This is a genomic window from Acinetobacter legionensis, from assembly GCF_057165765.1.
Window position 1 is genome coordinate 3,004,125 of sequence record NZ_CM169896.1, and the last position, 14,853, is coordinate 3,018,977.

General features: G+C 39.6%; 9 protein-coding genes and 1 pseudogene. 4 read left to right on the plus strand and 6 right to left on the minus strand.

The annotated features are described in order from the left end of the window. Window positions 1–137: 137 nt before the first annotated feature. Window positions 138–251 (plus strand): annotated as a pseudogene (locus tag AC2G3J_RS13740) (glutathione S-transferase); the annotation flags it as partial. 69 nt (window positions 252–320) lie between these two features. On the opposite strand, the gene AC2G3J_RS13745 reads toward AC2G3J_RS13740, so the two are convergent. The 6 genes from AC2G3J_RS13745 to AC2G3J_RS13770 all read right to left on the minus strand — a co-directional run bounded on the left by AC2G3J_RS13745 (window position 321) and on the right by AC2G3J_RS13770 (window position 10,651). Beyond that, window positions 321–1,565: an NADH:flavin oxidoreductase/NADH oxidase family protein gene (locus tag AC2G3J_RS13745; protein ID WP_336953903.1), complete on the minus strand. Its 1,245-nt coding sequence runs from the start codon at window positions 1,563–1,565 to the stop codon at window positions 321–323. 131 nt (window positions 1,566–1,696) lie between these two features. Continuing rightward, the gene (locus tag AC2G3J_RS13750; protein ID WP_483770132.1) at window positions 1,697–3,292 is read right to left on the minus strand and encodes a dipeptide ABC transporter ATP-binding protein; all 1,596 of its coding nucleotides are present in this window, start codon (window positions 3,290–3,292) and stop codon (window positions 1,697–1,699) included. After that, window positions 3,264–4,280: an ABC transporter permease gene (locus AC2G3J_RS13755; protein WP_483770133.1), complete on the minus strand. Its 1,017-nt coding sequence runs from the start codon at window positions 4,278–4,280 to the stop codon at window positions 3,264–3,266. Before AC2G3J_RS13755 ends, AC2G3J_RS13750 begins: the two co-directional genes overlap by 29 nt. Then, window positions 4,280–5,350: a microcin C ABC transporter permease YejB gene (locus AC2G3J_RS13760; protein WP_483770134.1), complete on the minus strand. Its 1,071-nt coding sequence runs from the start codon at window positions 5,348–5,350 to the stop codon at window positions 4,280–4,282. The genes AC2G3J_RS13755 and AC2G3J_RS13760 overlap by 1 nt, the downstream gene beginning before the upstream one ends. 96 nt (window positions 5,351–5,446) lie before the next feature. Then, window positions 5,447–7,306: an extracellular solute-binding protein gene (locus tag AC2G3J_RS13765; protein ID WP_419820689.1), complete on the minus strand. Its 1,860-nt coding sequence runs from the start codon at window positions 7,304–7,306 to the stop codon at window positions 5,447–5,449. A gap of 72 nt (window positions 7,307–7,378) precedes the next feature. Beyond that, window positions 7,379–10,651 carry a LysM peptidoglycan-binding domain-containing protein gene (locus AC2G3J_RS13770; protein WP_483770135.1) on the minus strand — a complete coding sequence of 1,091 codons (3,273 nt, stop codon included), beginning with the start codon at window positions 10,649–10,651 and terminating at the stop codon, window positions 7,379–7,381. A gap of 215 nt (window positions 10,652–10,866) precedes the next feature. Between AC2G3J_RS13770 and dnaQ the strand changes: the two genes are divergently transcribed. The 3 genes from dnaQ (at window position 10,867) to nudC (ending at window position 14,817) form a co-directional block, all read left to right on the plus strand. Next, window positions 10,867–12,288, plus strand: coding sequence for a DNA polymerase III subunit epsilon (dnaQ, locus tag AC2G3J_RS13775; RefSeq protein ID WP_483770136.1), 1,422 nt, complete (start codon window positions 10,867–10,869; stop codon window positions 12,286–12,288). A 127-nt stretch (window positions 12,289–12,415) separates the two neighbouring features. Beyond that, window positions 12,416–14,059 carry a chemotaxis protein gene (locus AC2G3J_RS13780; RefSeq protein WP_336953909.1) on the plus strand — a complete coding sequence of 548 codons (1,644 nt, stop codon included), beginning with the start codon at window positions 12,416–12,418 and terminating at the stop codon, window positions 14,057–14,059. Continuing rightward, window positions 14,059–14,817 (plus strand): NAD(+) diphosphatase, encoded by a 759-nt coding sequence (gene nudC / locus AC2G3J_RS13785; RefSeq protein ID WP_336953910.1) that lies wholly within the window; start codon window positions 14,059–14,061, stop codon window positions 14,815–14,817. Before AC2G3J_RS13780 ends, nudC begins: the two co-directional genes overlap by 1 nt. Window positions 14,818–14,853: the final 36 nt, after the last annotated feature.

Genomic DNA, 14,853 nt, shown 5'->3' on the forward strand with positions numbered 1-14,853 from the left:
TTGTCCAATAGCTAGATTAATTGCTTTCTGTCAAAGCCCTAGCTGCTTTTAGGGCTTTGTTTTGTAATAATAAGCAGTTCAACATTTTTTAATTTAGACCTTGTTGAAACAAAGCCTGTTTTGAACCTCACCCAAGATATCAAAAGTTCACTGAAATTCAGCGCTATCTTCTGCAAATAGAAAGCAGACCCGCCTTTCAAACGGCTTTAGTGAAAGGACAATGGTCTGCTGACACATTTAAATCGTATTGATCTAAAGCAGACCAATAGCAACCTTAAAATCAATTTTTTAAGTCGCGACTACGCTTCTCCCAATCTTTATTAGGCTGATTTTCGCGAGTTTACTCGTCCTTGAATCACCGCTTTGATATTATTTTTTGCATAATTAAAGAAAACCTTGAGTGGAGAAAGCTTAGGATTTGGCTTCTTCCCTTCACCAATTGCTTTAAACTGAGCGGCATACCACAGAATTTCCATGATCGCCATTTTATCAACAAAAGGGATACCCGTTTTGATTTGTTCTACTGCATATCGAACATCCTGACCAGCAATCAAGTTGTTGCTGACTTCAGGTTCTACCGCAAGAGGACGTGCAATCCCAATAAATTCACACGCACCACTGTCTAAAGCCGCATTCATTCCTTGCGCTGTACGGAAACCACCTGTCACCATAAGATGACATTTGACTTCTTTACGAATTTTTTCTGCAAAATCCAAGAAATATGCTTCACGTGCAATCGTACTTTGCTTACGTTTATCCGCTTTTGCGCCTGCCATTGCCGGTGCTTCATAGGTACCACCAGAAATCTCAATCAGATCGATCCCTGCTGTATCAATGGCTTTAAATACTTGAACCACTTCTTCTTCTGTGATTCCGCCACGCTGGAAATCTGCAGAGTTCAGTTTGACTGAAATAATAAAGTTTTCTGAGGTTTTAGCACGCACTGCAGCATAAATTTCTAATAAGAAACGCATACGGTTTTCAATCGAACCACCCCATTGATCTTGACGTTTATTGGTCAATGGTGAAAGAAATTGACTGATCAAATAACCATGTGCACCATGTAATTGTACACCTTCAAATCCTGCTTTTTCACAGATCCGCGCAGCTTCAGCAAATCGTTGAATGATATCCAAAATTTCTGCTTCATTAAGTGCACGTGGTGTACCAAATGTCGTCGCCAACATTGGACTAAAAGGCACTGCTGAAGGCGCAACAGTTTCTTTATTGAGCCCTTTTGGACACTGACGACCTGGATGTGATAACTGAATCAGTTGTACCATCCCGTGCTTTTTACCCACATTTGCCCATTCAGTCAGTTTGGCAAGATCACGTTCAGTTTCAACTACAACAACACCCGGCTCATTCTTAGCACGGAAATCAACCATCACATTCCCCGTAATGGCACAACCCAAGCCGCCTTTCCCCCAAGCATCATATAAACCTAAATGCAATTGGTTCGGTTGCCCTGCATGGTTGGCCAATGCTTCACTCATCGCACCTTTAATAATTCGGTTTTTAAATGGTGTGTTTTTTATTTCTAATGCTTGTGCAAGATGGCTCATGGTCAAATCTCTTTAGTGATTAGAGCTTTTACTCTAATTTAAATTTATAATAGTTCAAGCGTAAATCTGACAATGCATTTTGTCAACTTTGTTAATGTGAATATTTTTTAAACTAGACCATCTATACAGCGTTAATACTGACTCGCGGCAATTAATCGCTTGGTATAGTCATTTAAAGGTTTATCAAATAAGGCTTGAGTGTCATGAAATTCGATAACTTTAGCATCTTTTAATACCAGAACTTTCTGACAAAGTGCTTTTACAACCTGTAAATCATGACTAATAAATAAATAACTCATCTGATAATCCTGTTGTAACTGACGCAGTAATTTTACAATCGCACGCTGTGTGGTCCGGTCAAGTGCTGAGGTTGGTTCATCGAGAATCAATAATTTAGGGCGTAATACCACAGCACGCGCTAAAGCCACACGTTGCCGTTGACCGCCAGACAACTCATGTGGATAACGCTGTTTAACTGTTATCGGGAGATCTACTTTATCTAAAATTTCATTGATACGAATCAGCATTTCAGCTTCTTTTAGACGTTGTAGTGTTAAGCCCTCTCGAATAATCTGGTCAACAGTCATACGTGGATTTAAGCTGCTTAACGGATCTTGGAATACAATCTGAAAATTGGATCGAAGTGGACGTAATTTACGCTGGCTCAACCTGTTCAAGTCTTGATTGAGTAGGAAAACATTACCCGAGCATTGTTTAAGTCGTGCGATTGCCAACGCCAAAGAGGTTTTACCAGAACCACTTTCTCCAACAATGCCAATGGACTCAGCTCGATCTAAACGTAAATTGATCGGTTCAACGGCAACAAAATAATCTTTAACTCGATTAAATATCCCCTTTCTTATTGGAAATTTAACCCCAACACGATGCAGAGATAAAACTAAGTTACGTTTATGTGGTAAAGCATTGGCTTCACCAAAATCATGATCCAATAAATATTGGGTATAGCTGGTTTTAGGGTTTTGAAAAATATTTCGAACTGTGCCTTTTTCTTCAACCTGTCCCTGATTCATCACAATCACTTGATTGGAATATTTACGCACCAAATTCAAGTCATGGCTGACTAAAATCATCGCCATTTTATGGTTTAGAATAAGCAGTTGTAATAAGTTTAAAACTTGCGATTGCAATGTAACATCTAAGGCTGTTGTGGGTTCATCCGCTATAATAATTTCAGGCTTTTGGGCCAAAACTGATGCAATCAAAACACGCTGTCTTTGACCACCTGATAACTCATGTGGATAACGATTCAACTTATCCTCAGGTTCTTCCATCCCGACATCACACAATAAATCATAGACACGCTTTCTGACTTTTTCCTTGGACATCCCATCTAAAAGTAAAGTCTCACCAATAATCCGCTCAACTTTATGTAGTGGGTTGAGTGCAGTCATCGGTTCTTGAAAAATCATGGCAATTTTTTTACCACGGATCGCCAACTGCGCATTTTGATTAAGAGACAATAGATTTTGCTCATCATATAACGCTTGCCCAGTCACAGTTAAATTTTCAGGAAGCAAGCCAAGTAACGCCAAACCACTAATTGATTTGCCTGAACCACTCTCCCCGACAATCGCAACAGTTTCCCCAACATGTAGGTCAAAGTTAAGATTATTGACCAGCACCTCTTTACGCTCATTTTCAATATGGAGATGTTGGACAGACAACAACAAAGATTGATCATTTTTGACGTCTTGGATCGAATGCATCGCGTGTCGCCTCCCCAATATAAATCAATAAAGATAGCACCAAGGCCAAAGTAAAAAATCCGGATAAAGCCAGCCACGGCGCATTTAAATTATTTTTACCTTGTAGTAATAATTCACCGAGGGAGGCTGCATCTGGTGGAAGCCCATAACCTAAAAAATCCAATGCAGTAAGTGCGGTGATATTTGCAGTCAGCATAAATGGAAGTTGAGACAAACTTGAACTGATCACATTGGGCAAGATATGTCGGAACATAATCACCAAGTCACTCACCCCTAAGGCACGTGCTGCTTGAACATAATCTAAATGACGGGCGCGAAGAAATTCAGCACGCACTATACCGACCAACTCTGTCCAGCCAAAAATCAACATAATCAGAAATAGCCAATAAACACTCGGGGTAAATATACTGACCAAGATGATCACCATAAATAAAGTCGGCAAACCACCCCAAACTTCAAGCAGACGTTGCCCAATTAAATCTACCCATCCGCCATAATAGCCCTGTATCGCCCCAACACTAATTCCAATAAATGCAGCAAATAGTGTCAATGCCAAACCAAACAACAGTGATATGCGTAGACCATAAAGAATACGGGTAAATACATCACGCCCTTGATCATCTGTACCTAACCAGTTTTGTGCGCTGGGTGGTGATGGAACAGGAACGGCTAAATCTAAATTGGGAGTTTGGAAGGAATAACGAACCAGTGGCCAAATCGACCAGCCTTTTTCCTCAATCAACTGCTGAACCACCGGATCACGATAATCGGCTTCTGTTTCAAAGACCCCTCCAAAATGTGTTTCAGGATAAGCCTTTAAAACCGGCATGTAATAATGCTGATCGTATTTGACCAATAAGGGCTTATCATTGGCAATAAATTCGGCAGAAATTGAAAGGATAAATAAAACGATAAATACAATGAAACAGACAAAACCCAAGCGATTATTCTTAAATTTCTGTATTCGTGCTTGCATGATCAGTGACATTATTTTGCACCTCTCGATTCAAAATCAATTCGCGGATCAATCACACGATAAACCACATCACAGATTAAACGTAAAATCAGCCCAAATGAGGTTAGAAAGAACAAAGCACCAAAAATCACAGGATAATCACGTTGTTGCACGGCTTCAAAACCCAGCAAGCCTAAGCCATCCAAGTTAAAAATAATTTCAATCAGTAGATTTCCAACAAAGAACACTCCAACCAATACTTCGGGCAAACCGGCAACAATCACCAACAATGCATTGCGAAACACATGTTTATATAACACGTCATTTTCAGTTAAGCCTTTTGCTCGTGCTGCAAGCACATACTGCTTATTGAGCTCTTCCATAAATGAATATTTTGTCAGATAGGTTAAACTCGCAAATCCACCCAGCACCATGGCCAACAAAGGTAAAGCCATGTGCCAAAAATAATCTGCTATTTTTTCAAATAGATTGAGGCTGTTAAAGTTGTCCGAAACAAAACCTTGTAAAGGAAACCATTGTAAATAAGAACCACCAGCAAAAAAAACGATCAACAATATTGCAAATACAAAAGCGGGAACGGCATAGCCCACAGCCAAAAGTAATGAAGTTGATTTATCAAAAAATAAGCCATGTTGTTTGGCTTTTTTAATCCCTAAAGGAATTGAGATTAAATAAATTAAAAAAGTACTCCACGCACCCAAGGAAATGGTGACTGGCATTTTTTCCCATAACAGTTCAGTCACCGGCTTATCTTTAAAAAAACTCGTGCCAAAATCTAAAGCTAAATAGTTTTTTAACATCAACCAGAATCGTTCATGTGCAGGTCGATCAAAGCCATATTGCTGTTTGATTTTATCGACCATATCTTCGCTTAAGCCCTGTGCACCACGATACTCATGGTTATTTACCGAAGATGATAGACCTCCAGCAGTCATATTGACCCCTTGGAAGTTTTCTGCTTGTTGAATCGCTTGTTCAACAGGCCCACCAGGTGCAATTTGAACCACAACAAAATTGATCAAGAGAACAAAGAACAATGTCGGGATGATCAGTAACAGCCTTTTGAGTATATATGTGCCCATTGAAACGATGTTCCTTATGACCTCATGAGGGTAGATATGTCAATTTAAACATCACTCACGTTGAGCCACTGATGTTTTAACCATGAAGATTTAAAATTATGCTTTTTTAAATGCTCGATTTTTTAAATATTGCTCTACTTTTTTCGCTTGATCTGCATCTACCCACCAATACTCTAAACCGAGGGATAATTTTGGTTTAACTTTGGGTTGCTGATACATATTCCAATAAGCATACCAGTTTTTATCATTGCCATAAGTCAGAATTTGATAATAGCCTGCACGTAATACCCGATCCAGTGCTCGGGTACGAAGTACCAATTGTTCACGGTTTGGTGCATAAATAATCTGTTGAATCAGCTGATCGACCACTGGGCTTTTGACCCCCGCATAATTGTAATTGCCCACTTCATCGGCAGCTTTACTGCCCCACATCTGTGCCTGTTCAGCACCTGGTGTTAATGATTGCGGCATATCGATAGCGGTCATCTGAAAATCTAAACGGCGCATACGCTCTGTATATTGTGGTAAATCGACTTGACGAATATTTGCCTGAATCCCAAGTTTTTTTAAATTACGAATATAAGGCAACAAAGTCCGTAGTGCACCATCTTGATGAATCAGAAATTCAATTTGAATGGGGCGACCTTGTCTATCCACCAATAGTCCATTGTGAAAACGATAACCCGCCTTTAATAGCATCGAACGTGCAATCAATAAATTCTGTCGGTTAAAACCACTGGCATCTGAAACTGGGTATTTCCAATCTGCCAATACACCTTGCCGTTGTAATGCGGGCAATTGCTTTAAATAAGGTGTTAAAATTGCAAGTTCTTTCGCGCTTGGTTTTCCAGTCGCAGCAAGCTCACTGTTTTGAAAGTGGCTTTGCAAGCGAATATTTTGACCATATAACAATGCTTTGTTGATCCATTCAAAATCATAAGCATAGGTTAATGCTTGGCGAAAATTGAGATCATTGAATGGCGCCTTTCGGGTATTAAAAACCAAACTTTGCGTGAGCGCTGGTGTTTCAATCTTAGAAATATATTTTTTCACCAAACCTTGTTTTACCGCAGGAAAATTATATTCAGTGACCCAGTTACGGGCATTTTTTTCTTGATAAAAGCGATATTGTCCAGATTTAAACCCTTCAAAAGCGATTTCAGGGCTTCGATAATAAACATATTTCATGCGATCAAAGTTATAACGACCACGATTGATGGCTAAGTCCTTTGCCCAATAATTTGGATTGCGCTTATAGCTAATACTGCGCCCAGAATCAATATGCTCAATCAGATAAGGCCCCGATCCTAAAATCGGTTGCAAGGTCACTTTGCTATAGTCTTTATTTTTCCAATCTGCTTTTGAATAAATCGCAATTTTTGCCAAAATAAGGGGCATGTCTGCATTGTGGTCTGATTTAAATGTCATTTTCACTTGGTATTTAGACAATACCTCAGTCTTGGCTAAATCAGACAAATACATTTGAAAGCCTAGATTGGCTTTACTTTGAATGGTATCAAAACTAAATTTAACATCCTCAGCCGTGACAGGTGAACCATCACTAAAACGGGCTTTAGGATTTAAATGGAAAATAACAAATTTGGTTTTAACAGGATCATAAGTGACTTTTTCAGCGAGAAGCGGATATAACACACCCGGCTCATCCAGTGAGCTATCCATTAAGCTATCAAATAGATAATTAATCCCTTCAGTTGAACTGCCTTTGCCATTCATACTGTTGAGATTATCAAAGGTGCCTATACTCGCTGTACTGATATAGCCGCCTTTGGGTGCATTGCTATTGGCATAAGGCATCGCCTGAGCTTTGTCATACTGTGGAGCATTATGTACAGCAATATATGCTGTTGTCTGTAGAGCAGCATCAACATTTAAGCTTGCAACATATAATCCCAATGCCAGCCCGATCGGGCTGACACATGCAAAACTTAGGCGCATTCCCCTATTTTCCTTTATTCAAAAAATTTTTTGAAATGTTATGCTTTAAACGTTGCTCCAATAAAATGGCGCTTAAAGATTCGGAACTTTAATTATGCTGCCAATGCGTAATGACGCGTTTGGTTTTATTTCATTCATCTCAGCAAGTGCACTGGTATCAATCCCAAACTTGCTGGCTAAACGAATCAATGAATCACCACTTTTCACTTTGTATTCAGTCACTGTTTTAGGAATACGAATAGATTGTCCACGTTGTAAACCCGCACGTGGGCTCAGATCATTCAATTCAGCCAGTTCTTGAACTGACATACCAACACGGTTTGCAATCGCATTTAACGACTCACCAGACTTCACCGCATAGCTTTCAGTATTCTTACTCGAAGCTTTAGCTGTTGCTTTCGCAGTCGCCTTTAGGTCTTCTTTTTCTTTAGATAGTGTGGATTTACTGGGTAATTCCCCATCAAGCTTTAAGCGTTGTCCAATATCCAAAGCCTGATTACGCGACAAACCATTTAATTCACTTAAATAAGACAACTGCAGTTTATATTTTTTTGCAACGCTTGCCAGTGTTTCACCTGATTTGACCACATGGATATCTTTACTAGCGCCTTCTGATTTCGATTCATTTCTCGCTTGTGTTTTGTCTTTACTGCTGCTTTCAGGCGTGCCAGTCAACTTCAATTTCTGCCCAACAAATAAACCAGATGTACTCTTTAAACCATTTAAATCGGCAATTTGGTTAACTTGCAAATTATATTTATTTGCCAGCGCTATCAGGCTATCACCAGATTGCACAGTATAGGTTTCTGGTGTTGTTGTTCCAACAGGGATCTTAATGATTTGACCCACAAGCAAGTTTTTAGATGTCGAAATTTTGTTTAATTCAGCTAATTCTGCCAAGCTTAATTTAGACTGAACCGCAATACTGGATAAGCTATCGCCACTTTGAACTTTATAATTCTCAGTTTTATAGGTTGTTTCAGCTTTTATATTCTTAAACTTACTTTGATCAATCACTTTAGAGTCAAGTTTAGCTTCTGGCTCATTGACTTCACTGAGTGGCACATTGATCTTTTGCCCCACAAATAAGCTACTTGAGGTATCTAGACCTGGAGTCAAATCAGCGAGTTCATGTACGGATAAAGCATAACGATCGGCAATCACTTTAAGATATTCGCCACGTTTAACTGCATAAGCCTTGGTTTTGATTTTTGCAACAGGCTTAGAGGTATCCGCACGAACAACTGCTTTATTGATTTCAGATAATTTATCATCTGAAGCATCTTTAAGCTTTAATTTCTGACCGACAAATAAATTACTGTTACTATTCAGATTATTATAATTTGCCAATTGTGAGACAGATAAATCAAACTGATTTGCCACACTGGTTAAACTGTCATTTGGTTTAACCACGTAATTGGTAGGAGCGGAATCCGTGGTTTTGCGAGAAACCACAGGGGTATCAATTTGTGGTTTGGCATCATATAAATACAAAGTCGCCCCAACAAATAAAGTTCCATTTGGATCAACTTGGTTCCATTTGGCAATATCGCGCCAATTTACGCCATTCTTTAAAGCAATCGTTGCTAAAGTATCCCCTGCCAAAACGGTATAAGTACTGCGTTTACCTCTTGGTGGTTCAACCACAACTTCAGTTTCAGTTTTCTTAAAGTTCTTATCCTGATTCAGTTTAGCTTCTTCCGAGTTTGCAGGTGTGGTATCTGCTAAACCTTTAGGATATGAGAATCCAACCGTATTTTCTTTACCTTGAACCTCTGCAACAGATTGACTGGTTTGAATTGCAGTCAGTTTAATTTTACCATCATATGGATCAAGTACTTCTGTCCCTTGTGGAGCAATCGCCTTAATCTCTTTGACCACTTCTTCTTTTTCAGCTTGAGTGGCTTGAGGTTCTAAAACTTGCTTGACCGTTTCTTTTTCACCTTCAGCTTTTACTGCGGCAAGGATTTGTGCTTTTTCATGTGCAGAAATTGGAGGTTCCGCTGCAACAGGTTTAACATTGGCTGCATTTGTCACAGCAACAGGAATACGTGGCGCACTAGGAATATCAGCATTGGCAGCAAATTGCGCTAATGCATTCGAGCCTTGTGGTGTATTTTTGAGTGTGCTCAATGAGCCTGTGGTTGTGGTTTTTGCTGTTGTTAAAGAAGGTGGCGTTGCTTTACTTGGAGTAATCGATTGAGTGACTGTCGAGGTTACCGCTGTAGGCGTTAAAGTTCGTGTAGCTGTGGTTGGAGCAGTATTACTTGCCCATAACCCACTATCAGAACCCGGTTTTAACCCTCTTAATTTTGCATCAATCGTCGGACTAAGATCCGCAGGAATCAAAATACGCAAGGTACTTGATGGGTCAACCACTTCACCACGATGACCAGGGTTTAACGCGTATAATTCAGCACGACTTAAATTGGTAATTGAAGCAATTTGATTGAGTTGTACGCCTGGTGGCACCGCAACTTCTCTAAAGTGCGGACGATTGGCAATCGGTGGTAAGCTCACCCCATATTTAGATGGGCTTTTAATAATCTGCGCCACTGCTAAAAAGCGTGGTACATAGTTCATGGTTTCTTGTGGTAATCTCAATGACCAATAATCTGTTGGTAAACCCGCAGCTTGGTTACGGTTAATTGCTTGCTGGATCCGCCCTGGACCTGCGTTATATGCGGCCAAAGCCAATTCCCAAGAGCCAAATTGATTGTATAAACTACCTAAAAACTCATAAGCAGCACGTGTTGATTCAACTACATCACGGCGCCCGTCATATAAACTGGTTTGTCTTAGACCGTAGATTTTTCCTGTGCTTGGGATAAATTGCCACATCCCTGCTGCTGCTGCACTACTGGTTGCTGCTGGATCATAAGAACTTTCAATAATCGGTAACAATGCTAATTCAGTAGGTAAACCACGACGTTCAGCCTCTTTCACCGTATGATAAAGATAGCGTGATGCGCGTGCGCTTAAACGGTCAATATAGGGTTGGCGGGAAACAAACCAGCTCCTTTGCGCATCAATACGAGGATCCCAATGATTTTCATCCATTTTAAAACCGACTGACATCCGCTTCCATACGTCACCGTGTTTTAAAATCAGTAGGCGATCGCCCTCTACTGCACGAATATCTGTTGCAGAAAGTAAATCTTCTAGAGAGTCCAAACTGCTGGCATCCAACATACCTGCTGACTTTGATGTTTGAACTTTTGATGTTGTCGACGTTGAAGAACACCCTGCAGTCAACCCTAATGCTGCGAATGCAGATGTTAATAATGATAATTTAAAGAAAACAGTCGCAGTAGGTTGCCACACCATTGTGGTAGGTTTAAACATAAGAGTTCCGAACAACATTTAGTAAATTATTTTATCATTGCCATTTTAGTAGAGCTAAACGCGCTTACAAGGCAAATTTTGAATGCGAATTGCATACAAATGTTACAAGAAATTAAAAAAATCTCAGTTCATGCGTAGAAAACGCCGATTTGCGTATACAATAAATTCTTAAACCGCGATGTTCAACTCTTAATTCACTTTCATTGGTTATTACTATGTCACAAACAATCACACTTTATGTCGACGGTGCTTGTAAAGGCAACCCAGGTCCTGGTGGCTGGGGCGCTTATATCATCACTGAAACAGAAGAACATAAGTTGTGTGGTGGTGAACTTGATACAACCAATAACCGCATGGAGCTTACCGCAGCCATCGAAGGGATCGCATTTTGCCCAATCGAAGCAAAATTAGTGCTTTGGACCGATTCAAACTATGTAAAACGTGGCATTACCGAATGGATTGAGGGTTGGAAAAAGAAAAACTGGAAAGATGTAAAAAATCCAGATCTTTGGAAAAAGCTTGATCAAACCTGCCAAGGTCGCAAAATTGAATGGAACTGGATTAAAGGTCACGCCGGACATGCAGGCAATGAGATGGCAGACCAATTGGCGAATTTAGGTACACAGCAAATACTCGACGCAAAAAAAAACAACACTGCGCCAACCAAACTGACTCAACCTATGACAGTGGCTGATGATAAAAAAAAAGATGAAAAAGACTGGCTGCTTGACGATCCCTTTGGATTTGACCTGATTGAATCAGACGAAATGATAGAATCGGAAATTAGCCCTCAGCAGGATGTCATGCCAGCGCATAAAATTGTGATGGAACAACCATCAACCCAAGATATCAATGAAAATGATGAGCCAGCAATGAGCCAACCCGCAATGCGAGATATTCATCCACAAATTGTGATTACACCTGCTACTGTCAAGTTACATGGCCCTAAACAGTTTATTTTGGATACGGAGACCACAGGTTTCTATTATCAGGACAGTGACCGAATTGTTGAAGTTGGCGCTATTGAAATGGTCAATCGAAAACTGACCGGCAGTTCGATTCATATTTATATTAATCCAGAGAAACCAGTTGGCGATTCAGAAGCCATCCATGGTATTACAGATGAATTTTTAAAAGATAAGCCAAAATACAATGAAATTGCCCAAGTTTTATTTGACTACTTAAAAGGCAGCGAAATTATTGCGCATAATGCAAGCTTCGATATGAACTTCTTAGATATGGAGTTCAAGCGCAGTGGCCTACAGGCACTCTCAGAAGTATGTGAAGTGACTGATACCTTGGCGATGGCGAAAAGCAAACATCCTGGGCAAAAGAACTCTTTGGATGCTCTAGTTCGCCGTTATGAAATTCCGCAACGAGATCGTACTTTCCATGGTGCCTTACTCGACGCTGAAATTTTAGCTGATGTTTATCTTGCCATGACAGGTGGTCAAGTATCCTTTGACATGGATGCTCTTTCTGCACATACTGATCAGGCTCAAAGGAATACAACTCGGAAAAAAATTGAAATCAATGCCCCAGTCATTTTACCTTCAGATGAAGAATTAGAAGCACATGAGAACTGGGTCAAACAATTTCAAGAAAAACATGGGGAAGCCTGCATTTTTGCAAAATAAAATTTAAAATTGAGGGCTATTTTTTCTGTAAAGATGGTCTTCTTCGGCTATATTAAAACTTAGAAAATTAGCCTCATTTTGAGGCTATGAAATAAAACATTCAGATACCCAGGATAGGTGCAGATCAATGTCTTACCAAACCTCTATACATTTTGATCCGACAGCATTACTTATTATTAAAAAAGAAGTCGATAATTCAATTTTACAGGTAGAATCTGCTGTCAGTAGCTTAGTTGAAGACCAAACTTTACCCTTCGGTATTGATGATGCTTTGCTCCAATTTGAACAATGTGTAAATGTGCTGATGCTCATCGATATGCCGCATGTTGCTAAAATTGCGCAACTCTCAGCAGCGGTGATGCGTAAAGTGATGCAAAACCCACATGAGATCAATACTCAAGAAGTCATCGCTTTGAGTGAAGGCACCACCATGCTCAAACGCTATATTGAGTTTATTTGCCTTCGTGAAGTCAGAGCGCCACAATTTTTGCACGACACCTTAAATCGCTTAGAACTTTCTTTAGGTCTAGAGCTGACCCCAGAAGGCCAAGCGATTATTCCATTGCTCGACTGTGTTACACCGAATTTTAACTTGCAGCAATCACCTGAGTTAGAGCATTCAGTGTATGTACATAAGCTGTATAAATTATGCTTACATAAACTGCTCAAACAACAAGAAACAGATTTAGATTTACAGGGCATCAAGCTGGTTGGGTCTTATTTGGCAAATGCAGCCAAAGGCCAAGCAAGTGAGCAATATTGGGCTTTGGTTTCAGTTGCTTTAAATCACATTGAAAATATCATTCTCAATGATACACGCCTCAGAACGCTAATCAGCATTGAAACCAATATGTCTTTATTCTTTAAAGATCTATGCGGATTCAATCCATCTTTATTAGATACTGCCAATATCCTAAGTATTTGTATCAGCCAAGAAGATGAAATATCACAACACATCCGTGAACAGATTAATGTTGGTGAAGATATTCTGACTGACACTCAACTACAAATATTTAGTCGCCATTTATATGGCCCTGACTTTGAAACCATTCATAGTGTGAGCCAACTGATTACGGATGAAATGTCGCAAATCCGTAATGATATTGAGTTTAACTACAAAAATATGAGTGATGAAAAAACGCAAGAATTGAAAAGCAAACTGACCGATCTTGCACATGTATTTAAAGTCTTGAATCTTAATGAAGCCTATAGCGGACTGAAACAACAGGCTGACCTACTGTCTCAAGACAACATGCTCAAAGATGAAAATTACGCACAACAGTTGATGAACAGTATTTTATCAGCAATGAATTCGATTGGTATCTTAGAGCGTAATTACACATCGAGTCGTTTACAGTTAAAAGTGAATAACTTGCAGATTTCATTAGATCGTCTAGATGAAGCACATGCAGCATTATTGACCGAGACTAAAGCATTGGTTGATTTAAGCTCACAAACATTGGTGCAATATTTACAAGATCCTCAAAGTACAAGTTTAGACCAACTGCCATCACAATTAAGTGAAATTGGTGGTGCGCTGTTGTTCCTTGCAGCGAAAGATGGTCAAAAGGCATTGCTGCTTTCTGCGGAGTTTATTCAGACGAGTCTTAACAAAGAACAAGCGTTTAACCTTGCGCAAGTCAATAAACTGCTTGATGTTTTAGCCAGTGCAGACATGATGATTGAAAATCTACAAAACAAACAACCTGTTTTACAATCCATGTTTGATGTAGCATTAACAAGTAGTCAAAGTTTAAAATCGGTAGCCTAATGTCAGAATTATCACTTGCATATATCTTTCACCATCAACAACTTTTAGTGGATGAAAATTTACAACTGCCTAAAGTAGAAAAATTAGCAAGTGATATCAGCTTTAACTCGGGCGATCAGATTATTGCCCGGGATCTTTTTATTGAAGATCAAATTCCAGAGGGATATCAATTGATCCCAATTCGACAATTGATTTCACAATGGACAAAATCTGAGTTTGAACAAGCCAGTCGTGCTGTACAATTGCTTGAATGGCGAAGAAACCATAAGTTTTGTAGCCACTGTGGCCACGAAACCGAGGTTCATCCCAATGAATATGCTATGGTCTGCCCTAGCTGTCGTTATCATCAATACCCGCGTGTACAACCGTGTATTATCACCATAATTACTCGTGGCGATAACGAAATTCTATTGGCAAAAAATGCCAAGAATAAAAGCAATATGTATGGTCTTATTGCGGGTTTTGTTGAGGTCGGTGAAACACTGGAAGAAGCGGTTAAAAGAGAAACTTTGGAAGAAGTTGGCCTACATGTCAAAAATGTCCAATATTTATCAAGCCAACCTTGGCCTTTTCCAAGTAATCTTATGTTGGCCTTTAAGGCAGAATATGAATCTGGTGAAATCGTCTTGCAAGAAGAAGAAATTAGTGAGGCTCAGTTCTTTAAATTTGATCAGCTACCCGAAACGCCTTTTAGTGGCAGTATCGCCCATGCCATGATTGAACATGTGATTCACAATAGACCTATGCATAAAGACTGATCTTGATTGAGATATGTTCAAATCAAAAATGTCTAG